This is a genomic window from Bacillus sp. FSL W8-0645 (assembly GCF_038007905.1).
Taxonomy (GTDB): Bacteria; Bacillota; Bacilli; order Bacillales; family Bacillaceae; genus Bacillus; species Bacillus pumilus.
The window spans coordinates 3,043,425-3,065,713 of the sequence record NZ_JBBOYC010000001.1 but is presented as its reverse complement, the minus strand read 5'-3'; the positions used below and the strand labels follow the sequence as shown (position 1 = coordinate 3,065,713).

The following is a 22,289-nucleotide window of genomic DNA, read 5'->3' as shown; positions in this document are numbered from 1 at the left end:
AAGCTGCTAGAACATGCGTAAATTTAGTCCTTCTGTCCTGTGATCGGACGTTCGGATAGTTGATGGAGCTCAGGAACTGGAAAAGCCTCCTGCTCCTCGGCCGATTTGTCTTCTAGGGCTTTCTTCATCTCGGATAATAGCTTTACGCTCTCCTTTGCCAATGCTGCCTTTTTCTCTTGCAAACCAATGATCTGTGAAAGTCCGACGAATATACCGCCTCCAACAAGAAGGAGCGCAGGGGTTTGTCCATAATAAATCACGATCAAAAATGTGCTCGAAAAGCTGTCGGCTTCAATGAAGAAATCTTCTTTTGATTGCATGAATACAACGACTAACAGGAGTATTCCTAGAATCAAAAATAGAATGCCGGCCGAAAGTAAAGCTCGTTTCATGATTGACACCCTTTTTTTCTTACCATTTTAACATACTCTATAAGGATTGTGTTGCGCCCTTAGTCCCGAAGTCACGGATTTTCACATTTGCTTTGTAACGAATATCTGATTCACTAAAAATTTCATCCCAATGTTTTGCTTCTTTTCGAAAATCCTTCGGGTAGGCAATACTCGCCTTTTGATAGAACCCGCAAATATCTGCTTTGATCTCATGCTGTAATTCACCGATGAAATCTTTAACGCTTGTCTCTAATCGACGCTTGACAACGCCTTCAATTTCTCTGAGATACTTTTCATTAAAAGCGTTTTCACGTTCATTCCAATCCTCAGACAATCGTCCATCAAGCTCCACTGACACATCAAATTGATATTTTCCGCTGGCTGATTTATTGGTTTTAATATGGTGCTTGAGTTTGAAAATCTCAAAAGAGTAGCTGCTGTGTTCATATTCAAATTCAATGACTCCACCCAGTCCGTCTCCAGTTAACAGATTGTATGACTGTACTGCTAACGGAGAGATATTGGTGAGAAATCGCTTATTCTTAATAATAGAGGCTCCATCGAGCATTAATTTTCCTTGATCGACGCTGACTTTCGGAATAGCGAAAGATACATTGTTTTGCATGGCAGAAGAAATATCTCCTAATGAGACAGTCTTAAACATGAGAATGGTCGATTTTCTATTCTCAGAAAGATCGTATAAGGTCGTAGAGGCTGGCTGTCCGTCGTCATTGATTTTCAGCATGTCTCCAGGATTCTTAGAGGTCATAAAGACGAGGCCTCCTCTCCTCGTTTCATTGTCTCGAATGAATTGATTAATGACGAGGTCGAAATCATTCTCATTGATGAGTTCCTCAGAAAACAATAACACCCGTAGCTGCTGTGCGAAAATGCGATGGCTTTTCAGCGCCGTTGTGCGGAATATTTGATGCACAGAATCCCCGTTTGTTTCAATGATTTTCGTAGGGTCTTTGATGTTTGATTCCTGAGAGATCTTTTGAGGAACGAGGACTTGCATAGATACCTTTAATTTATTCCCTTGGTCCCCTTTGTCTACTGCAAATCCAATCGCCATGTTAAGCTCCTCAATATTTGTGCTATCCCAGCAACCACTTAATAGAACCAGCGTCAAAAGAGCAACAGCTACTTTCTTTTTCATGTTGTGTTCCGCCTCCTTTTGAAAAACACGATGATAAATAAGAGAAACGGGAGAATGCCGAACAGCAGGAAAAAGAGGTTGTTCACATAGGTTAAATAATTTCGCACTGTATCGACATCCTTTGGAAAAATCGCTGCAAAGTAAATGACAATTCCCATTAAAACAAGGACCACTTTTTTAGGAAACTTGGTCAGTTTAGACACCCCGATTGCAGCAAAAAATGTATATCCGACAAAGCTTGTATAAAGCTGAATCAGCCAAACGATAAGCAAAAAGGAGTCAATTCGTTCAATAAAAATCCCCTGAATATCAAATGATTGAAATAAGGCAATGGTTGGCCAAGTCAAAGTCGCCGTTTCTTTCACCGTGAACGCACCAACCACAAGAATATAGGTGAAAATATAGATGATCGCAGGAATCAAAAAGCCGACTGTACCATAAGCAAAGGTGTGTTTTTGCGTGTTCAAATAGGCAGGCATAAACAGCATCATTTCAATGCCTACAAACGAAATGGCTGATGCGTTCAAAGATTTGAAAACAGGGGAGAATCCCTCTCCTAAAACGGGACGGAGGTTATCTAGCTTAAATTCTTGCACGCTCAGTCCGTAAGCGACAAATAAAATGATGAGCGTCACAATCAGAATAAAAGGAAATAGCCTGGCTAAATCACCAATTCCTCCAATGACAAGATAAAAACCAACCAAAATAAAGCTGATCATTGTCATCGCTACAGGTGTGTTTTGAAGCAGAAAGAACTTCACCATTTCCGACATAGCCCGTACTTCATAGCTAGCAACGCCAAGAAAATAAATAATAATCAAGAGGTTGGCAAGCGCGCCAATCCATTTTCCAAGTCCCTCATTCGTATAATCATAATATGAGGAGAAGGGGACTTTTTTCATCATCAGGACATTTGCAAAAATAAACACAATGTAAATGACACTCATGAGTAAGAGTGCAATCCAGCCGTCAGGTGTAGCCGCAGCCTGAGCCATTGCTCTTGGCAGAATCATCATACTTGCGCCTAGTGTTGTATTTGCAATAATGGCACTTGCCTGATAGCTTGATATCGACTCTTTATGATTGACCATCTCGTTCTCCTTTCTGTTGATTTTTTAAGGGCAATCGAATAATGGAATTGTCCTCGTTTTTATAGCTGAACACAAAATCTGGTGAGAAATATGGTGTGCCAAAACTTTTTTGCCGTGTGAGATGAGTAAGGAGTACGAGCATAAACAGCACAATCCCGTATAAACCAAAGGTAGCCGCAGCAAACATGGACACAAAGCGGAGCACACGAAAGGACATGCCCATCCCGTATTGAGGAACAGTAAAGGACGCAAGGGCCATCACGCTGACGATAATCACCATGATTGAGCTCACAATATGAGCCTGAACGGCTGCCTGCCCAATGACAACCCCGCCAACAAGTCCGATCGTTTGACCGAGCGGGTTTGGCAGCCTTAAGCCGGCTTCCCGCAGAAGCTCAATCGTCATCTCCATGATGAGTGCCTCCACAATAGGCGGAAAGGGGACATTTTCTCTTGTACTTGAGATCGAAATAGCTAGAGTTGTTGGTAAAAGTCCTTGATGGAACGACACAAGCGCAATATAAATGGCTGATAAAAATAATGTCAGAAAGATCGAGGTAAACCGCAGCATACGAATGAGAGAGGCGGCGATCCATCTTTCATAATAATCATCTGGTGATTGCATAATCGTCGCGAGTGAAGCAGGTACAATTAACACAAAAGGCGAATGATCGACAAAGATGGCGACTCGCCCATTGTTCAAAGCAGAGGCGACTTTATCAGGCCGTTCTGTGTTTTGAATTTGCGGAAAAGGAGAATACACATTGTCTTCAATGAGCTCCTCAAGAACACCAGAGTCTTGTATATCATCAATGGTGACTTGTTTGAGCCGTTTTCTTACCTCTTTTAAAACAGAGGTTTCAACGATACCGTCAATGTACATGATGGTCACTTGGGTGTATTTCTTTTCCCCGATCTTCATGTTAACTGTTTTGAGGTCAGGGTTTTTCAAGCGCTGTCGCACGAGAGCTAAGTTCGTGTTTAAATCTTCAATGAAGCCAACTTTCGGCCCTCTTACGACTGTTTCAGATGTAGAATCCCCTAAACTGCGTTTCTTTGTTCCATGCGTTTCTAAAATATACGCATGCTGAAATCCATTAATCAGCACCACGCAATGCCCTTCAAAAATCGCATCGACCAATTCTTCAGAGGTCTTCACCGAACGTGTCGTCATCATGGATAAATTAGATTCCAGCTTCTCTTTTGTAAGAGACGTATGATCTTGGAGAAGCAGCTTTAAAAAGGTTTGAATCTCCATCTTTTCGTTCATTTCTTTTATGTATAAATAGTAAACAACCTGCCCGTGAGGCAGCGTTTTTTTCTCATGGACTAAATCATCCATTTCCTTTAATTGAGGGAGAATGACGGAGAGATTATCGTATAAGTGCTCTTTCAATGGAGTCTGATTCAAAATGATCACCCGCCTCAAATAACTTTTTCTTAGCATTACCTGCTTGAAAAAACAATATTCTGTGTTACATTATTTTGTGGTAAAAGAAAGAATGAGGGTTTTGGAGGAAACAAGATGGCACAAATTCGTTTAGCAGGAACAAAAGAGGAGATTGACCGTATTCTACAGTCGTTTGACAAGCATTATGAAGTGACATATACATCAAAGGATTACGGAAAAACGAACCCAAAATACAAATATTCGAAAGATGTCCGCGTTTATATTGAACTAAAATTAAAATAAAGATAAAATTTTAATTGAAAACGCTTAAAGGATTTTGGTTTTTTGTATAGAATAGAGTTGAGTGTATAAAGCTATGGAGGGATACATAATGACAGAATTTAGAATCGAAAAAGATACAATGGGCGAAATCAAGGTGCCAAAGGACAAGTTCTGGGGTGCACAAACACAACGAAGCAAAGAAAATTTCAAAATCGGTTCTGAGAAAATGCCAAAGGAAGTTGTGAATGCGTTTGCAATTTTGAAACGTAGCACAGCGATTGCCAACGAACGTCTTGGCAACCTTGAGAGCGAAAAAGCAGAAGCAATTGCTGCTGTATGTGATGACATCATCAGCGGAAAGTATGACGAGCATTTCCCGCTTGTTGTATGGCAAACAGGTAGCGGGACACAAAGTAACATGAATATGAACGAAGTCGTTGCAAATAGAGCAACTGTTTACTTAAAAGATAAAAATAGTGAGTTCAGCATTCATCCGAATGATGACGTCAACCGCAGCCAAAGCTCAAATGACACATTCCCAACTGCTATGCACGTGGCAGCTGTTTTAGCTGTGTACAAAAAATTATTGCCTGCGATTGATCAATTAAGAGCGACTCTTGATGAGAAAGCAAAAGCATATCAAGAGATTGTTAAAATCGGTCGTACGCATTTGCAAGACGCAACTCCACTGACAGTAGGTCAAGAAATTAGCGGCTGGGTGTACATGCTGGACCGTTCAAAAGAAATGATTCTAGAATCAACTGAAAAAATGAGAGAGCTTGCGATTGGCGGAACAGCTGTTGGTACAGGAATTAACGCACATCCTGAGTTTGGTCAATATGTCGCTGAGGAAATCAGCAAGCTGACAGGTCAAAAATTCAATTCTTCACCAAACAAATTCCATGCGCTGACAAGCCATGATGAAATTACGTATGCACACGGTGCCCTAAAAGCACTTGCAGCTGATTTAATGAAAATTGCCAACGATGTGAGATGGCTGGCAAGTGGTCCTCGCTGCGGAATTGGTGAATTGATCATTCCTGAAAATGAGCCAGGAAGCTCCATTATGCCAGGTAAAGTCAACCCAACTCAAAGTGAAGCTTTAACAATGATTGCAGCACAGATTATGGGGAATGATGCAACGATCGGTTTTGCTGCCAGCCAAGGAAACTTTGAGCTGAACGTATTTAAGCCGGTTATCATCTATAACTTCTTGCAATCAGTTGAATTACTTGCTGACGGCATGAACTCATTCCATGACAAGTGTGCAGTTGGAATCGAACCAAACCTAGAAACAATCGAGAAAAACTTGAACAATTCATTGATGCTTGTGACGGCACTTAACCCGCACATCGGATATGAAAATGCAGCGAAAATTGCAAAGCTTGCTCACAAAGAAGGTTTAACGTTAAAAGAAGCAGCACTTCAATTAGAGCTGTTAACAGAAGAGCAGTTTGAAGAGTTTGTGAAACCAGAAGAAATGGTGACACCGAAAGCAAAATAAGAACCAGGGGCGGCTGCCCCTGGTTTTTTTCATTGAACGTGATGTGGACAAAAATGAAACCCAGGTTGTGACTTGGGTTCTACAAATGATCTTCTTTCAAAATACGCAAAAGTGATTCAGAGTGGGTTTGGAGCGGTGCGTATAATTTTAATTGATGCAGCATGCCTTTCACGATGACTTGTCTAGGTTTCTGTTTGTTTAATTCATTTTCTAGAATGCCGAGTGCTTCAAATAAATCAGGCTCGTCTTTCACTTCATAGTGTGCTTCAGCCTGCTCTCTTAATTCTTTTAAAAGAGATTCTGTCAGCGGGTCGAATGACCGTTCATAAATAGGACCAAACCAATCGCTCGCTTGATCTACAGAGATGAGCGGAAGATCATGTCGCTCCATCATACCGCCCATCAAATCATCGATACGGTGAATCATCGTTGCGGCTAGCTCCTCAGCCTCTAGCTGAAAATCATATAAAATCGCAAGCTCGAAATAAACGTGGCTCATTCCCTCAATCGTCAAACAAAGATCAGCCATATAAGGAATCGCTGCATCTCCATATACCTGCTTAATGTTATCAATGTGAAGCTGAATGGTGGCAAGTCTGATTTGTTTTGCGAGCTGCTGCGTTTCTTCATTCATTGGCAGTGCTCGATCGCTCAGCTGCATTTTAATAAAATCCTTTTGCTGCAAGATATTATCGTAGTAGACAGTGAGCTGCTTACGGTAGGCTTCCTTTGGTGTGCCTCCCTCTGTTTGAACCTCATGGATCCGGGTAAATACCTTATCGTAATAGTAATGTAAGATTGAAATGAGCAGTGCTTCCTTTGATTTAAAATAAAGATAAAAAGCACCCTTTGACATGTGGCATTCATCCGCAATTTCCTGAACAGACGTTGTATTGTAGCCTTTACTGGCAAACAATTTCATGCCGGCCTCAATGATCATTTTCTCTTTCTTCTTCAATATGAATGTCATCCTTTCTTACCGAGAGACAAATGTCTTAGGAAACGTGCGCAAAGAGATGTGACTTATCGGTCATAAACGACGAAAGTTTTCAAAAATTAATCAGATTGTAACTTGTTTTTTACAGTGTAATTCTTTATATTATAAAGTAAGGTGACCAACTGGTCAAAAAATGTGAAAGGATGATGTTCCATGAGAGAAATCGATGATATGATGAGACGCTTGCGAACAAAAGGAATTCAAGTAGAAAAAGTCAAAATGCCGAAAGAGACAACCATTGAAAAGAAATGGATGTATCAAGCTGGCAAGAAAATCAAAGCCACATACCGTGATTTCAATGGGTATTCATTCATCTAAAAAAGACTGCGGTCAAAAACCTACAGTCTCTTCTTTGGTACCGTGATCGTATAACGTACACCTAGATCATCATTTTCAATTGATATAGACGCTTGATGCATGGAGAGAATTTTTTTGACAATGCTTAATCCAATACCGAATTCGCCCTTTTTTCCCTTACTAAAAGGTTCGTATAGGTTGGATAGCATATGTTCTTCAATTGGAGGACCGTCATTACGAATAACAATGCGTATTTGATCCTCTTCCTGTTTCATTTGAATATCAATTTTCCTTTTTGCGTAGCGAAGTTGATTTTCTAGTACATTCTCAAATAATTTGCTCCATTGTTCTGGATCGCCTTCAAGAGTAGCCTCATCATCTAAGTCCACGTTCCACTGTAATTCATTTTTCGACCAGCGTATTCGGTCGACCACTTCCAGCATCGTATTACTCAGTAGGAAGGAAGCATGTGCAGGGTGTTGATTTGATAAATAATCAAGCTTTGTTAAGTACAGCAAATCCTTGATTTTCTTCTCAAGCTTTTCTGCTTCACCTTCAATGACTTCCACCGTTTGTTCAAGATCTCCCTTAGGAAAAATACCATCTTTAATCGACTGCGTATAGCCGCGGATGACCATGACAGGAGTCTTTAAGTCATGTGATATATTTTGCAAAAGAGTCCGTTCTGTTTCATCCTTTTGAATGAGTTTTTGTCTCATTTCTTCAATGGTATGACCAAGCTTTCCGATTTCATCTTGCCGGTCAACGATGACAGGATCGTCCCAGTCCTCTTGTGCAATCCGCTTCACGTGCTTTTCAAACGCAACGATTGGACGGGATAAGTAGCGGGCAAGCCAAATCGATGGAATCCAGCTTAATAAAATAACGGTGCCCAAGATAAAGATCAGCTGTTTAAACAGCGTAAAGGAAAGGTCATCTCGATAAGAGTCTGGCGCATAAGACAAAAGAATATATTGTGTATTGCCTGTTGATACTTTTTTGATGACAAAAAAGATGTGCTGGCCATTCACCTCTTCAGAATAGCGTTTCGTTGCGCTTTTTTGTTTTTTCACAAAGGATTGGATTTTCTCAATAAAGGCGTGCGGGAAAAACTGCGCCATTTGGTTTAATTCATCTGACGGAATCAGAATGTGCTGCACCGAGCGGTTTTCCGGTGTCGACTTTGGCGAGCCGTCTCGGTTCAACGGATATTCTGTGAGAACCTGTTGTTCATTTTCGATATTTTTATAAATTTCATTCGTGAAAAAATTTCGTAATGTATTGGAAAATAGAATGATCAGGACAATCGAGATGGTGAGCAAAATACCAGAGATGACGATCCAAATTTGAAAAGCGAGTGGTTTGTTCTTCATCCTTTTAGCATCCTATAGCCAAATCCATAGATGGTCTCGACCTTTAAGTCGGGCATTTTTTTGCGCAATCGTCTGACAAGGTCATCCACCACACGATCTGTCCCGAAGTAATCGTGTCCCCAAATTTTGACGAGAATATCTTCACGAGAAAAAGCATGTCCTTGATGATGTGTAAATAAAAGCAGCAAGTCAAATTCCTTAGAAGTTAAGTTAATCAGCTGATCTCCTTCATACACCTCTCTTACATCCTCATGAATGACATAGGAGGAGACGGGTGTGACACTTTGCTGCTGCGGAGTATCGCTGTTTTTGTACACAAGCTCAAGCAGCTTTTGCACCCGAATGATCAGCTCGCGCGGAAGAAATGGCTTCGCAATATAGTCACTGCTTCCTAGCTCTAAACCGAGGACACGATCAATATCTGCGTCACGTGCTGAAATGAAAATGACCGGTACGTCAGGTGATGCGGCTTTGATTTCTTTAATCAGTGTGTAGCCATCTGTATCAGGCAGCATGATATCTAAAATCCATAGATGCGGCGGCTTATTCATTGCTTCGCGTGCCGCTTCTCCGGTTAAAAAAGAGGAGACATTCCAATTTTCACTTTCTAAATATTTGGTTAAAAGTTCGTTTAAGTTTTGTTCATCTTCCACTAAATAAATGGTGTACGACAAAGTCTTCCACATCCTCTCAACGTCATTATAACGGGATACAAAGGCGGCATGTCAACAATCACATGCTTTTTTCACAATTTCACATATTCTTCTCATCATTATCCCATAATGTTTGTTTATGATAAGCTCAAGGGAAAAAAGGGCATAGACAAAAGGCAGATCAATAGGTGCTTTTCACGAATGTGCGCACCTTGCTTTTTTTCTATGAATAAGTATTATATAATTTGACATATTGTCATGTAGTATTTTCAATGATGTTGCCATTAAGAGGACATGAGTCCGATCTACACATATGAATCAAGCAAGTCATGAACATGATGTAAAGGAGTGTAAGCGATGGATTTCCGAAGAGAAGATGAAGAGAAGAAGTTGAATCAACAAGAAGATGTACATCAAGAGAATGAGAAACAAATAGACGAACCTGAAAAAGAAAAGGAACTCGTTTTTCAACCTCATGAAAACGAAGCTTCTGCCACTCAGGAGAGTGTGACAAACCATTCTCCTCAAATGGGGGATGACCGTGTGTCGAAAAAGGAGAAAAAGCGGAAAGCAGCATGGCTCAGTCCGATCCTTGGAGGAATTATTGGCGGAGGCCTTGTGCTTGGCATTACACCGCTTTTGCCGCAGTCACAGGACACAGCAGCAAACACTCAAACGCAAACAGCGTCAAGTGAACCGGCAGCTTCTGAAAATTTCTCAACAAAACAAATTACCAATGCCACGAATGTCTCTGATATGGTAGAAGATTTAGAGCCAACCATTGTGGGAGTCTCAAACTATCAATCTACCCAAAATTCGTTTGGCCTTAGCGGTGATTCAACAGAAGCTGAAGCTGGAACGGGTTCTGGTGTCATCTTTAAAAAAGATGGCAAAAAAGCGTACATTATTACAAATAACCACGTAGTCGAGGGTGCCAATAAACTGAAAGTCACACTTTATGACGGAAAAACAAAAGAAGCGAAGCTTGTCGGCAGTGACGTGATGACAGATTTAGCTGTTGTAGAAATCAATGCAGACGGCATTGATAAAGTGGCGAGCTTTGGTGATTCTTCTAAGCTCCGTGCTGGGGACAAAGTGATCGCAATTGGGAACCCGCTTGGTGCCCAGTTCTCTGGTACTGTGACAGAAGGGATTATTAGTGGTCTTGATCGTACAGTTGAAGCGAACACATCGTCTGGTACGGTGGAAATGAATGTACTGCAAACAGATGCAGCGATCAATCCAGGAAACAGCGGTGGACCGCTTATCAATACAGATGGTCAAGTCATTGGTATCAACAGCTTAAAAATTAGCGAAAGCGGTGTGGAATCACTCGGCTTTGCAATTCCAAGTAACGATGTCAAACCGATTGTAGATGAGCTGTTGAAAAATGGAAAGGTTGAACGTCCTTACCTTGGCGTACAAATGATTGACCTTGAGCAAGTGCCTGAAACGTATCAAGAAAATACGCTCGGCCTATTTGATAAACAAATCGGCAAAGGGATTTACGTAAAGGATGTATCAAAAGGATCACCTGCACAAAAAGCAGGCTTGAAGTCTGGAGATGTCATCATCAAGTTTAAAGGAAAAAACGTGGCGAATAGCTCTCAGCTGAAAGAAATTTTGTACAAAGAAACAAAAGTCGGCGATAAAACGACAATGACTGTTATTCGTGAAGGGAAAAATAAGAACCTAGACATTACCCTCGGACAGTCTGAAACTGAATAAATGAAAAAACAGGTGGACGTTAAAGGTCTACCTGTTTTTTTATGCTTATTTTTTTGAAGAGAGTGTACGTAATATGATCTTTTCCCACATGTTCCAAGGCAGGAGCTGCTTTGCGGTGAACGAAAACCGCACTCCTTTCCCAATCGGATATCTCAGCTTTTTCAGTCGCTTCTTCTCGGCTAATCGAATCACAAGATCTGCGACTTCACGCGGGTCCCCGTAGTTTGATTTCTGGGCATTGATATGAGCCATCATTTTTTGATAGATGTGTATGTATTTCGAGCCTTCCTCTGGCTGCAACATGTGCTCGTTCATAGACGTGTTCCAAATATTCGTTTGGAAAGAGCCTGGCTCGATCAAGGCTACCTGTATACCGAACGAGGCCAGTTCAATGCGTAAGCTCTCTGTGTAGCCCTCTAAAGCAAACTTGGAGGATACATAAGGAGAAAGTGCGGGCATTCCCATTAATCCGCTGATGCTACTCATATTGAATATCTTTGCACCATTTGTCATCAGCGGAAGGACGGCTTGTGTCACTTCCATGACTCCGAAGACATTGACATCAAATTGCTGGCGGTACGTGTTAACAGGAACCTCTTCAGCAAAACCCGCATAGGCTGTTCCCGCATTGTTGACAAGCAGGGTAATGGGGGCGTAAGCATGTAGCTTTTTCTGAAATGCTTGAATTGACTGCGTGTCTGTCACATCCAATGCTTCAATATGTATCGATGCGGATAACGAGGCTTGCTTGATTTCTTCAGCAAGCTTTTTTGCATTGGCTTCCTGCCTGACACCTGCAATCACTTTATAGCCTTGCTTGGCGAGACCTATCGTGATGAGCTTGCCAAAGCCGCTATTGGCACCAGTTACAATGGCTGTCCTTTTCATCATCTCGTACCTCCTTTTTGTTTCAATTTACCATAGCCCGCTCTTTTATTGAATAACGAAAAGAAGGATGGAGAAGAATAAAAAGCGATGATAAGAAATAGGAGGTAGCACATGATGTGTTGGAAGAAGGCGGGACAAATAGGAGTGCTGCTTTTTATGCTGTCTGGCTGCCAATCGATTGAGCCGCTCCAGCAAACAAAGGAAGCAGAAGCAGAGAGTCTCTCAGCGGTTCAAATGAAGGAACTTCCATTTGAGCATCTCCACCTGCATGTTCAATACGGGCAGAAAAGCGAATTATACGAAGCCACCTATCGTCAGGCGAAAGGAAAAGAAGAAGCACTGATTCGTGATCATATGAACGGTGTCCGCTATGAAGGTGAAGAAGCATTACGCGAGATGAAGATGAAGCTAAATGATATGTCGATTCCTAGTGCGAAGATCAATGAAACGTATGTAAATGAGCTATTAGCTGCTTTTAATTTAGACGATGATTATCAGCGAATTCAGGTCGATATGAAGCTTGAAGATGGGACCAAACGTACATTCCAAAAGAAGAAGTAAAACGGAACTTTCTCATTTTTTAATTGAAAATGATTTTCAAGATCACTTAAATCTGATACACTAAATTGAGATAAGTGATCTTTTGCGTCTATATATAGACGATATTTCATATAAAAAATTTGCATGAGAAAAGGAGCGTTTGAGCGGAATGAGTGCCATTTCTACTGAAGGTTTAAGCTTAGGCTACGGAGAAACAATGATCATAGATGAACTAAATGTATCAATCCCTAAGGGTGAAATCACAGTATTTATTGGCAGCAATGGATGCGGTAAATCCACGCTACTTCGCTCTTTGGCCCGTCTCATGAAGCCAATGGGTGGTTCTGTCCTGCTTGAAGGTCATTCCATTGCCAAATTACCAACAAAGGAAGTAGCGAAACAGCTCGCCATTCTTCCGCAAGGACCAGAAGCGCCAGAAGGATTAACCGTGCATCAGCTAGTGAAGCAAGGCAGATATCCTTATCAAAATTGGCTGAAGCAGTGGTCAAAGCAAGACGAGGAAGCAGTGAATCGTGCACTGAAGTCAACAAAGATGGAAGACCTTGCTGATCGAACGGTCGATTCATTATCAGGTGGACAAAGGCAGCGTGCATGGATTGCGATGACGTTAGCGCAGGAGACGGATATCATTTTGTTAGATGAGCCGACGACGTATTTAGATATGACGCATCAAATTGAAATTCTCGACCTTCTGTTTGACTTAAATGAAAAAGAGCAGCGCACGATTGTCATGGTTCTTCATGACCTGAATCTCGCATGTAGATATGCTCATCACCTTGTAGCGATTAAAGACAAGACGATTTTTGCAGAAGGAAGACCAGAAACGGTCATTAATTGTGATCTTGTGAAAAATGTCTTTGATATGAACTGCCAAGTGACAACAGATCCTTTATTCGGAACGCCATTATGTATTCCGCATGGCAGAGGACGCTGTATTGTGCAGCAAGCGCAAGCGGAGACATTTCTCGCTGCAAGATAATCGTATGTCAAAAGCCTGACAACTGTTACGTACAGAGTCAGGCTTTTTTCTGAAAAAAGGAGCGGAAGATCAATGGGAAATGAACTAGACGAAAAGCTGGAAGGCTTGCTTGAGAAATATACTGAGCTGCTGCTTGGCGAATCAACAGACGCACTGAAACAAGATGTGAAACAGTGGGTAATCTATTCTCATATTGCAAAAAGTATGCCGCCTCTAGCAAAGCACTTTAATGAAACGTATCCAGAGGCTAAGGAAGAAATCAAAGAAACAATTCAGCGGATCAAACAAATGAACGAAGCTCATCGAGCGAATCAAGATCGCTAAAAAACTGCCAGCTCCATACTGGCAGTTTTTCTTTATGACATCTGTGATGGTCCGTATGGAGATTGTTCTGTTAGTGTTTGCTGGAATTTCTGGTGCGCCTGCTGGAGCTTTTGCTGTTCAGCGGCTTCAACAGAATACCAGCCATATCGGAACATGACATCATATAAATGTCTTTGTGTTTTCTGAGTTTCTAGTGCAATTCGCTGAATATCCTGATAAAGAGATTCATGACTGAATTCATTGAGCGCTGTGTTGTATCCGCTTGTCATATATTTTTCAGTCGACAAGAGATCTGTGACAAAATCACGATCATTCATGTTTGTTGTCGTGGGAACCGGAGTTTGAGGATTCCCGATTTTTTGTTGGTTTTGTTGTTCCATGTTTTTTCCTCCTATTGCATAAAGTCAGTAGACTGGCCTTGTCCTGAGCTGCCTAAATGCTGAAGAATTTGTGTGTAATGCTGATGGTGCATTTGGCCCACTTGATTTAATTCTTGTTTCAATGTTTGGTCTTGGCAATGCTCGGCCATAAAGTGAGCCTTTTTCATAGCGATCAAGTTCCAATTCAGCATATCCTCTAAGTATAAGGAATCCTTCACTGAAATGACTTGCGGGGGCATATTCATTTGCTGATTGTTCAAGGTGTGTTCCTCCTTACGATTTTGTTTCCTTACTGATTCTTTTTATATTGTTGATTTTGACTAGTCTTTTTGCCGCCTAGGTCTGCTTCCTGTGATGGACCTGCGTTTCCTTTTACACTTGCAGCACTTACGCCTGCTTTCGATGGGTTTTTCTTCAAACGAGACATGTGGACATCACCTCCATTCTTACAATGCCCTCTCATCTTTAATTCATACGCCGCAAAGTAAGGCACATGAGAATGTGTAAATTTTTGAAATCCGCTCTTGAACTGTTTCGGAAAATCTTTTAAGATAAAGAAAGAGGCATTGCTTTTTTTTGGACAAAAAATGAATGACTGTTCATTCAAAATGTGTAGGGGGATATTTATGGGCAAACATATTCGCAAGGCGGCTGTCATTGGTTCAGGTGTCATGGGCTCAGGCATTGCTGCGCATCTAGCCAATATCGGGATACCAGTAACATTGCTAGATATTGTGCCAAACGAACTGACAAAGGAAGAAACGGCAAAAAACCGAACGCTTGATCACCCTAGTGTTCGGAATAGATTAAGTCAAGAAGCGATGAAAAAATTGTTAAAGCAAAAGCCAGCACCTCTTACTTCAGCAAAAAACCTATCATACATCACACCGGGAAATCTCACAGATCACCTTTCCTTATTACATGATGCTGACTGGATCATTGAAGTCGTCACTGAAAAGCTCAGCATTAAACAACATGTATTCTCTCTCATCGACGAACACCGCAAAGAAGGCAGTATCGTATCAAGTAACACATCTGGAATTTCGGTTGAAAAAATGGCAGAAGGCCGATCAGAGGATTTTAAACGTCACTTTTTAGGCACACATTTTTTTAACCCAGCTCGTTATCTAAAGCTTTTAGAAATCATTCCTATTCAAGAAACAGATCCAGAAGTACTCCAATTTATGAAAACGTTTGGCGAGGATGTACTTGGTAAAGGCGTCGTTGAAGCGAAAGATACGCCGAACTTTATTGCCAATCGTATTGGTACTTATGGACTCCTTGTGACAGTGCGTGAAATGCTTGAAAACAAATACACCATTGGAGAGGTTGATTCTGTCACAGGACCCCTCATTGGAAGACCGAAAAGCGCGACTTTCCGTACACTTGATGTTGTAGGGCTCGACACGTTTTTCCATGTAGCCCGCAACGTATATGACCAAGTAGAAGGAAAGGAAAAAGATATTTTCCAGCTGCCTGAGTTTATTGAACGAATGCTTGAAAAAGGATGGATTGGCAGCAAGGCAGGGCAAGGATTTTATCAAAAAAATGGAAAGACCATTTTAGAACTTGACCCTGTGACGCTCACATACGGAGAACGAACGAAGCTTAAAGATCCAGGCATTGAGATGGCAAAGCAGCAAAAGGGAACGAAAGCGAAATTGAAAGCGCTTATTTATCAAGGTGGCCGTGCAGGACAATTGCTATGGAACATGACGGCACCTGTGCTCCTTTATTCAGCTCAGTTAACAGGCGAAATTGCGGATGATATTCAGTCCATCGATAACGCAATGAAATGGGGATTTGGCTGGCAGCACGGTCCATTTGAGCTATGGGATGCAATCGGTGTGAAAAAAGCAGTCGAACGCATGGAAGCAGAAGGACACAGCATCCCGCAGTGGGTGCAAGACATGCTGTCAGAAGGACACGATACATTCTATCAAGAGAATGCTGATGGAGAGCGTGCGTTTTATCACAATGGGGCTTATGAACAGGAAAAAGGAAACGACAAGAATATTTCCTTAGCGAGATTGAAAAAGAAGCAGGGCGTGATTTTTAAAAATGCTGGTGCGAGCTTGATTGATATCGGTGATGATGTCGCCTTGCTTGAATTTCACTCCAAGAGCAATGCCATTGGACTAGATGTCATTGACATGATCAATCGCGCTGTCGATGAGGTGGAACAGAATTATAGAGGGCTTGTCATCGGAAACCAAGGGAAGAACTTCTGTGTTGGTGCTAACCTTGCTTTGATTTTAATGGAAGCTCAGGATGATAATTTCTTTGAAATTGACTTTGTGATCCGCCGCTTCCAGCAGGCAATGATGAAGGTGAAATATAGCGACCGTCCAGTCGTTGCTGCACCGTTTGGTATGACACTTGGAGGCGGAACAGAAGTTTGTCTGCCGGCAGCAGCTATTCAGGCGTCCAGTGAAGCATACATGGGTCTTGTCGAAGCGGGAGTTGGGCTGATTCCAGGCGGCGGTGGAAACAAAGAATTATATCTTCGCCATCTGAAAGGGTCAGCTAAGCCGTCACAGACCGCTATACAAGATGCTACGCTGAAAACATTTGAAACGATAGCAATGGCGAAAGTATCCACTTCGGCAGAGGAAGCGCGGGATATGAACATGCTGCGCGCGAGTGACCGAATCAGTATGAACGGTGATCACCTGATCTATGATGCGAAACAACTTGTGCTCTCTCTTGATGAAGCAGGTTATCGTGCGCCGCTCAAGCAAAAGGTGCCCGTCATGGGAGAAACAGGCTATGCAGCAATGATATTGGCGGCTGAAAATATGAGATTATCTGGATACATTTCAGAGCATGACATGACCATTGTTAAAAAATTAGCTCATGTTATTTCCGGCGGGAAACTGCCATTTGGAACAGAGGTAGAGGAGCAATACTTATTAGAGCTTGAAAGGGAAGCCTTTTTAAGTCTTGTAGGAGAAGTGAAATCACAAGCACGCATGCAGCACATGCTCGTCAAAGGAAAACCTTTACGTAACTAAGGGGGAGTCAAAATGAGAGAAGCAGTCATTGTCGCTGGCGCGAGAACACCAGTAGGGAAGGCGAAAAAAGGATCGTTAAAACATGTTAGGCCTGATGATATGGGCGCATTGTGTGTAAAAGAAACATTAAAGCGTGCCGGTGATTACGACGGACAGATAGATGATTTGATCATCGGATGTGCAACACCAGAAGCAGAGCAGGGGTTAAATGTGGCTCGTAATATTGGAGCATTAGCAGGGCTTCCGTATACAGTACCTGCGATCACCATTAACCGCTACTGCTCATCTGGTCTTCAGTCAATCGCTTATGCGGGTGAACGAATCATGCTCGGTCAGGCAGAAACAATCTTAGCCGGTGGAGTCGAATCGATGTCACAGGTGCCAATGATGGGTCACTCCATTCGTCCGAATGCTCATTTGGCAGAGCAAGCGCCTGAATACTATATGAGCATGGGACACACGGCAGAGCAGGTGGCGCAAAAGTATCAGGTCACACGTCAAGATCAGGACGCCTTTGCGGTAAGAAGTCATCAAAAGGCAGCCAAAGCATTACAGGAAGGAAAGTTTTCAGATGAAATTGTATCCGTTGATGTAACAGAGCGGCGGGTAGGGGAGCAATATCAATTAGAAGAACATCAATTCAAGTTTTCACAGGATGAAGGCGTGAGAGCAGGGACAACGGAAGAGATTCTTTCTACTTTGCGTCCGGCTTTCTCGACAAAAGGCACGGTGACCGCAGGAAACTCTTCACAAACAAGTGATGGCGCTGCTTGTGTGATGATGATGGACCGTGAGAAAGCATCCTCACTTTCCCTTCAGCCACTCGCCAAGTTCAGGGCGTTTGCTGTTGGTGGTGTACCGCCTGAGGTGATGGGAATTGGTCCAATTGAAGCCATTCCGCGTGCGCTGAAAATCGCTGGACTTGAGCTGAAGGATATCGGGCTGTTTGAATTAAACGAAGCGTTTGCCTCTCAGGCCATTCAAGTCATTCGTCATTTAGGGATTGATGAAGAGAAAGTGAATGTCAATGGCGGGGCAATCGCGCTAGGACATCCGCTCGGCTGTACAGGAACGAAACTGACACTGTCACTCATTCATGAAATGAAGCGGCGAAACGAACAATTTGGCATCGTCACAATGTGTATCGGCGGGGGCATGGGAGCAGCAGGAATTTTTGAATTGATCTAAAGGGGGAAATCAGAATGAAAGCAATGGAAGAGGTAAAAAAGGGTGGAAGCTTCTTAATTGATGAGACGAATTATGAGCATATCTTTACACCAGAGGATTTCTCTGATGAGCATCAAATGATTGGAAAGACAACAGAGGATTATATTTTACAAGACGTTGTTCCATATATAGATCAAATTGAAAACCATGAATTTGAGCATTCCGTCAGGCTTCTCAAAAAGGCTGGAGAGCTTGGGCTGCTAGGAGCTGACGTGCCTGAAGAATTCGGCGGACTCGGATTAGATAAAATTAGTTCAGCCATTATTACCGAGAAATTCTCCAGAGCAGGGAGCTTCTCGCTTTCCTATGGCGCCCATGTCGGCATTGGATCTCTGCCCATCGTGCTGTTTGGAAATCAAGCACAAAAGGAAACATATCTTCCTGGACTCGCTTCTGGAGAAACGATTGCAGCGTACGCCCTCACTGAACCAGGATCAGGCTCTGACGCCCTTGGAGCAAAGACAACTGCGGTCTTAAATGAAGCCGGAACTCATTATGTGCTGAATGGGGAAAAACAATGGATCACAAACTCCGCATTTGCCGACGTCTTTGTCGTATATGCGAAAATTGATGGTGAACACTTCTCTGCTTTTATCGTAGAAAAGGATTTTCCAGGTGTCAAAACGGGACCTGAAGAGAAAAAGATGGGCATTAAAGGGTCATCGACAAGAACGTTAATTCTCGAAGATGCTCAAGTGCCGAAGGAGAATTTACTAGGTGAGGCTGGCAGAGGTCACGTCATTGCCTTTAACATTTTGAATATCGGACGCTACAAGCTGGCTGTCGGAACAGTTGGTGCGTCAAAACGTGTCATTCAATTATCGGCAGAATATGCAAATCAGCGTAAGCAATTCCAAACGCCAATTTCTCGATTTAGCTTAATTGGTGAAAAAATAGCCAACATGTCGGCAAAGCTCTATGCGATGGAAAGTGCTGTTTACCGCACAGTCGGATTATTTGAACAGCGCATGGGCCTATTAAGTGAAGAAGAGCAAAAGGACGGCAAAAAAATCGCCCAGTCCATTGCAGAATATGCGATTGAATGCTCTCTTTGTAAAGTGCTTGGCTCTGAAACTTTAGACTATATTGCGGATGAAGGTGTACAGATTCACGGCGGATATGGATTCATGCAAGAATACGAGGTCGAAAGAGCCTATCGTGACTCGCGGATTAACCGTATTTTTGAAGGGACAAACGAAATCAACCGTCTGCTTGTACCAGGCACATTCTTGAAGAAAGCGATGAAGGGAGAGCTTCCGCTGCTTCAAAAAGCGCAAACCTTACAGGAAGAGCTCATGATGATGATGCCGGAAGAGCCGGGTGATCAGCCGCTCGATCAAGAAAAATACTTGCTCGCCCATGCGAAAAAGATCGCCTTAATGGTATCTGGAATGGCGGCGATGAAGTATGGAAAAGCATTAGACAAAGAGCAAGAGATTCTTGTGAACATAGCGGATATCGTCAATGAAATTTTTGCTGCTGAATCGGCGATTCTGCGTACTGAAAAGGCAATCGCTGCATCAGGGCTAGATAAGAATACTCAAAAGCTTGCTTACACACAAATTTTCACGCAGGAAGCCTTCTTAAAAATTGAAGCCCATGCAAAAGAATCCTTGATCGCGATGGAAGAAGGAGATGCACTCCGCATGAATCTGTCAGCTCTTCGCAAACTGACAAGATTCACCCCGATCAATGTCATCGCCAAAAAGCGCGAAGTGGCGAAACGAATCTTTGAAGCAGAGAAATATATCGTATAAGACGGCTTAAAAGGTGCGGATATCACTCCGCACCTCAGCGTGTAGACAAACCCTCGCATTCTTTGTCAGTTCTGCGCTCCGGTGCTCACGAATGTCAAATTCGCTCCGCTCCGTTGCTCGTCCTTCCTAGACTTCAAAGGTTTTCTATCACGCTGAAAAGAAGACAAAGGGCTAAAATAAAATCATTTTAGCCCTTTGTCAACAATCTGAGGTGCGGGTATCACTCCGCACCTTTTTGTAAGCATACATTTAGGTTTTTAAAATATTTTGTGATAAAATGTTCTCACTACTTGCAGGAGGTGAAAATAGTGGCTTTAGATTTTTATGAATACCCATCTTGCGGTACATGCCGAAAAGCAAAAAAATGGCTGGAAGAACACAATAAAGATATCAACAGCATACATATCGTCGAAGAGACGCCTGATAAAGAAACATTAAAAGCGCTTTACGAAAAAAGCGGCTTAGAGCTGAAGAAGTTCTTTAATACAAGCGGACAGAAATACCGAGAGCTACAGCTGAAAGATCAACTTCCTGCAATGGCAGAAGGCGAGCAGCTCGAATTACTCGCATCTAACGGAATGCTGATCAAGCGTCCGATTACAACAGACGGTAAACGAGTCACAGTTGGATTTAATGAAGATACATTTAAAAGCGTCTGGAAATGATGTAACTTTCATTCAGATTGTGGTATCTTCAATATAGATTGAAAGAAAAGACTGGAGGGGTATTGAATGAGCACACCAAAAGATTTACGTTATTCAGAAGAACATGAATGGGTCAAAGTAGAAGGAGATAAGGTGCGTATCGGTATTACGCATTTTGCTCAATCTGAGCTAGGAGATATCGTGTTCGTTGAGCTTCCTGAAGTAGGAGACAAAATTACAGCGGACGAGCCTTTCGGAAGTGTAGAATCAGTGAAAACAGTTTCTGAGCTTTACGCACCGATCAACGGTACAATCGTCGAAGTGAACGATGAGCTGGATGACAGCCCTGAATTCGTCAACGACTCTCCATACGAAAAAGCATGGATGATCGTGGTAGAGCCAGCTGATACATCTGAAATTGAGAACTTGATGACTGCTGAGCAATATGAAGAAATGACAAAAGAAGACTAATTCACGTGAAATTGGACACTCTACCTTTATGGGGGGTGTCCAATTTGTCTTTTCAAAAAGAACATGTGGATATAACAGATCATGTCACTGGACGATTCAAAGAAAACGGCATGGTGCTGTATCATCAAAATGAAGAGATTGGCACGATGATTAGTGAAAACCAATATGAGTTAAAATCAGGTTATTCCTATGATCAAAATCGTTTTTATCGTCTGACGGATACATTGACCCACGGGACAGAAAAATATGTAGACTGTGATGATGAAAATGGCTGGTGCTAATCACAGATGAGGCTGCAGTGAGCATAAGCTGCAGTCTTTTTAGTGCAAGCGCCTAATCTTTACAACCTGAATGAAAAATTGTAATCTAAGGGAGAAGTGAACAACGTCAAAAGGGCCGGGTGATCGTGATGAATTTAGAGGTAGAAAAGGTCATCATTGTAGAAGGTAAAACAGACAAACAAAAGCTAAAAGAAGTCATAAGTGAACCTGTTACCATCATTTGCACCAATGGCACGATCAGTACATCGAAGCTGGATCAGCTCGTAGACGAATTATTGGGGAAAGACGTTTACATATTAGCAGACAGTGACGATGCAGGCGACAAACTGCGGAAGCAATTTCGAAAAGAATTCCCTGAAGCACTTCATCTTTTTGTCGACAGAACGTACCGCGAAGTGGCCGCTTCACCGTCAGCCCACATTGCATCTATCCTATTAGCTGCAAACATTGATGTTCATTCGAAATATATATGAGGGTGGACGTATATGAAAGAGATTGAAGAACACGAATTCAAGGAGATAAAGGACGATTTATTTCTTTTATACTTATATACACCGTTTTGCGGAACATGTCAGCTGGCAAAGAAAATGCTGACAGTCGTAGACACCATGCAGCCGGATGTACCATTTTACGAAAACAACTTAAACTACTCACCAGACTTTGCGAAGGCTTTTGAGATCGAAAGTGTTCCTTGCTTTCTACTGTTTAAAAAAGGTGAGCTGGTGCAAAAAGGCTATGCCTTTCACTCCGTTCCGTATCTTCATGAAATGATTGAAACCGCTAAATAAAGCGGTTTTTTGTCATATTTCAAGCACTTCATCTGAAAATTTGTCGAGTTATTTATAAAGGACAAGCGAATGTTTGTAGAGAAATGTTATGTATAACCAAATGACAGGG

Annotated in this window: 26 protein-coding genes; 15 read left to right on the top strand and 11 right to left on the bottom strand. The window is 42.2% G+C overall.

Going from position 1 to position 22,289, the window contains the following annotated elements:
• Nucleotides 1–23: 23 nt before the first annotated feature.
• Genes NST39_RS15890 through NST39_RS15875 form a run of 4 tightly spaced genes read right to left on the bottom strand, consistent with a single transcriptional unit; the run spans nt 24 to nt 4,053 of the window.
• Nucleotides 24–392, bottom strand: coding sequence for a hypothetical protein (locus NST39_RS15890; protein WP_003212877.1), 369 nt, complete (start codon nt 390–392; stop codon nt 24–26).
• A 37-nt stretch (nt 393–429) separates the two neighbouring features.
• Entirely contained in the window at nt 430–1,551 is a 1,122-nt protein-coding gene (locus tag NST39_RS15885; protein ID WP_065098046.1) for a Ger(x)C family spore germination protein, read from the bottom strand.
• Nucleotides 1,548–2,642, bottom strand: a complete 1,095-nt coding sequence (locus NST39_RS15880; RefSeq protein ID WP_106067280.1) for a GerAB/ArcD/ProY family transporter — start codon at nt 2,640–2,642, stop codon at nt 1,548–1,550. The genes NST39_RS15885 and NST39_RS15880 overlap by 4 nt, the downstream gene beginning before the upstream one ends.
• A complete protein-coding gene (locus NST39_RS15875; protein ID WP_319610277.1) occupies nt 2,629–4,053 on the bottom strand; it encodes a spore germination protein in 1,425 nt (474 codons plus the stop codon). Before NST39_RS15875 ends, NST39_RS15880 begins: the two co-directional genes overlap by 14 nt.
• A 114-nt stretch (nt 4,054–4,167) precedes the next feature.
• Here NST39_RS15875 and NST39_RS15870 point away from each other — a divergent pair, with 114 nt between their 5' ends.
• On the top strand, nt 4,168–4,335 hold the full coding sequence (locus NST39_RS15870; protein ID WP_003213147.1) for a YvzF family protein: 168 nt from the start codon (nt 4,168–4,170) through the stop codon (nt 4,333–4,335).
• An 88-nt stretch (nt 4,336–4,423) separates the two neighbouring features.
• Complete coding sequence (gene fumC, locus NST39_RS15865; protein ID WP_065098049.1) at nt 4,424–5,818, top strand: class II fumarate hydratase; 1,395 nt, start codon at nt 4,424–4,426, stop codon at nt 5,816–5,818.
• Nucleotides 5,819–5,897: 79 nt separating this feature from the next.
• Here the strand turns inward: fumC and NST39_RS15860 are convergent, their stop codons facing one another.
• Nucleotides 5,898–6,776 carry a TetR/AcrR family transcriptional regulator gene (locus NST39_RS15860; protein ID WP_065098050.1) on the bottom strand — a complete coding sequence of 293 codons (879 nt, stop codon included), beginning with the start codon at nt 6,774–6,776 and terminating at the stop codon, nt 5,898–5,900.
• A gap of 192 nt (nt 6,777–6,968) precedes the next feature.
• Here NST39_RS15860 and spxO point away from each other — a divergent pair, with 192 nt between their 5' ends.
• Entirely contained in the window at nt 6,969–7,133 is a 165-nt protein-coding gene (gene spxO, locus NST39_RS15855) for an anti-adapter protein SpxO (RefSeq protein ID WP_095285802.1), read from the top strand.
• 20 nt (nt 7,134–7,153) lie between these two features.
• On the opposite strand, the gene NST39_RS15850 is transcribed toward spxO, so the two are convergent.
• Nucleotides 7,154–8,485 (bottom strand): HAMP domain-containing sensor histidine kinase, encoded by a 1,332-nt coding sequence (locus NST39_RS15850; RefSeq protein WP_065098051.1) that lies wholly within the window; start codon nt 8,483–8,485, stop codon nt 7,154–7,156.
• Nucleotides 8,482–9,159 carry a response regulator transcription factor gene (locus tag NST39_RS15845; RefSeq protein WP_003212732.1) on the bottom strand — a complete coding sequence of 226 codons (678 nt, stop codon included), beginning with the start codon at nt 9,157–9,159 and terminating at the stop codon, nt 8,482–8,484. The genes NST39_RS15850 and NST39_RS15845 overlap by 4 nt, the downstream gene beginning before the upstream one ends.
• A gap of 336 nt (nt 9,160–9,495) precedes the next feature.
• Between NST39_RS15845 and NST39_RS15840 the strand changes: the two genes are divergently transcribed.
• Nucleotides 9,496–10,866: a S1C family serine protease gene (locus NST39_RS15840; RefSeq protein WP_044140893.1), complete on the top strand. Its 1,371-nt coding sequence runs from the start codon at nt 9,496–9,498 to the stop codon at nt 10,864–10,866.
• Nucleotides 10,867–10,911: 45 nt separating this feature from the next.
• Here NST39_RS15840 and NST39_RS15835 read toward each other — a convergent pair whose 3' ends face one another.
• On the bottom strand, nt 10,912–11,757 hold the full coding sequence (locus NST39_RS15835; protein ID WP_341029182.1) for an oxidoreductase: 846 nt from the start codon (nt 11,755–11,757) through the stop codon (nt 10,912–10,914).
• Between the two features lie 111 nt (nt 11,758–11,868).
• Here NST39_RS15835 and NST39_RS15830 point away from each other — a divergent pair, with 111 nt between their 5' ends.
• The 3 genes from NST39_RS15830 (at nt 11,869) to NST39_RS15820 (ending at nt 13,618) form a co-directional block, all read left to right on the top strand.
• On the top strand, nt 11,869–12,315 hold the full coding sequence (locus NST39_RS15830) for a YusW family protein (RefSeq protein ID WP_170965972.1): 447 nt from the start codon (nt 11,869–11,871) through the stop codon (nt 12,313–12,315).
• A gap of 148 nt (nt 12,316–12,463) precedes the next feature.
• Nucleotides 12,464–13,294: an ABC transporter ATP-binding protein gene (locus tag NST39_RS15825; protein ID WP_341029179.1), complete on the top strand. Its 831-nt coding sequence runs from the start codon at nt 12,464–12,466 to the stop codon at nt 13,292–13,294.
• 72 nt (nt 13,295–13,366) lie between these two features.
• Complete coding sequence (locus NST39_RS15820; RefSeq protein WP_044140890.1) at nt 13,367–13,618, top strand: YusU family protein; 252 nt, start codon at nt 13,367–13,369, stop codon at nt 13,616–13,618.
• A gap of 32 nt (nt 13,619–13,650) precedes the next feature.
• Here the strand turns inward: NST39_RS15820 and NST39_RS15815 are convergent, their stop codons facing one another.
• From NST39_RS15815 to NST39_RS15805, 3 genes are read right to left on the bottom strand one after another with little or no spacing between them, the layout of a single operon-like run.
• On the bottom strand, nt 13,651–13,998 hold the full coding sequence (locus tag NST39_RS15815; protein WP_058013724.1) for a spore coat protein: 348 nt from the start codon (nt 13,996–13,998) through the stop codon (nt 13,651–13,653).
• An 11-nt stretch (nt 13,999–14,009) separates the two neighbouring features.
• Nucleotides 14,010–14,243, bottom strand: coding sequence for a hypothetical protein (locus NST39_RS15810; RefSeq protein ID WP_341029986.1), 234 nt, complete (start codon nt 14,241–14,243; stop codon nt 14,010–14,012).
• Nucleotides 14,244–14,287: 44 nt separating this feature from the next.
• Nucleotides 14,288–14,425 (bottom strand): YuzL family protein, encoded by a 138-nt coding sequence (locus NST39_RS15805; protein ID WP_003212904.1) that lies wholly within the window; start codon nt 14,423–14,425, stop codon nt 14,288–14,290.
• A 199-nt stretch (nt 14,426–14,624) separates the two neighbouring features.
• Here NST39_RS15805 and NST39_RS15800 point away from each other — a divergent pair, with 199 nt between their 5' ends.
• The 8 genes from NST39_RS15800 to NST39_RS15765 all read left to right on the top strand — a co-directional run bounded on the left by NST39_RS15800 (nt 14,625) and on the right by NST39_RS15765 (nt 22,180).
• Nucleotides 14,625–17,012 (top strand): 3-hydroxyacyl-CoA dehydrogenase NAD-binding domain-containing protein, encoded by a 2,388-nt coding sequence (locus tag NST39_RS15800; protein ID WP_341029176.1) that lies wholly within the window; start codon nt 14,625–14,627, stop codon nt 17,010–17,012.
• A 12-nt stretch (nt 17,013–17,024) separates the two neighbouring features.
• Nucleotides 17,025–18,200, top strand: a complete 1,176-nt coding sequence (locus tag NST39_RS15795) for an acetyl-CoA C-acetyltransferase (protein ID WP_217012153.1) — start codon at nt 17,025–17,027, stop codon at nt 18,198–18,200.
• Nucleotides 18,201–18,214: 14 nt separating this feature from the next.
• The gene (locus NST39_RS15790) at nt 18,215–19,996 is read left to right on the top strand and encodes an acyl-CoA dehydrogenase family protein (protein WP_341029172.1); all 1,782 of its coding nucleotides are present in this window, start codon (nt 18,215–18,217) and stop codon (nt 19,994–19,996) included.
• 308 nt (nt 19,997–20,304) lie between these two features.
• On the top strand, nt 20,305–20,661 hold the full coding sequence (locus tag NST39_RS15785) for an arsenate reductase family protein (protein ID WP_341029169.1): 357 nt from the start codon (nt 20,305–20,307) through the stop codon (nt 20,659–20,661).
• A 66-nt stretch (nt 20,662–20,727) separates the two neighbouring features.
• A complete protein-coding gene (gcvH, locus tag NST39_RS15780; protein ID WP_003213614.1) occupies nt 20,728–21,111 on the top strand; it encodes a glycine cleavage system protein GcvH in 384 nt (127 codons plus the stop codon).
• Nucleotides 21,112–21,155: 44 nt separating this feature from the next.
• Nucleotides 21,156–21,392, top strand: coding sequence for a YusG family protein (locus NST39_RS15775; RefSeq protein ID WP_106066273.1), 237 nt, complete (start codon nt 21,156–21,158; stop codon nt 21,390–21,392).
• Between the two features lie 128 nt (nt 21,393–21,520).
• A complete protein-coding gene (locus NST39_RS15770; RefSeq protein WP_341029985.1) occupies nt 21,521–21,865 on the top strand; it encodes a toprim domain-containing protein in 345 nt (114 codons plus the stop codon).
• Nucleotides 21,866–21,877: 12 nt separating this feature from the next.
• Nucleotides 21,878–22,180 carry a thioredoxin family protein gene (locus NST39_RS15765; protein ID WP_341029165.1) on the top strand — a complete coding sequence of 101 codons (303 nt, stop codon included), beginning with the start codon at nt 21,878–21,880 and terminating at the stop codon, nt 22,178–22,180.
• The last annotated feature ends 109 nt before the right edge of the window (nt 22,181–22,289 follow it).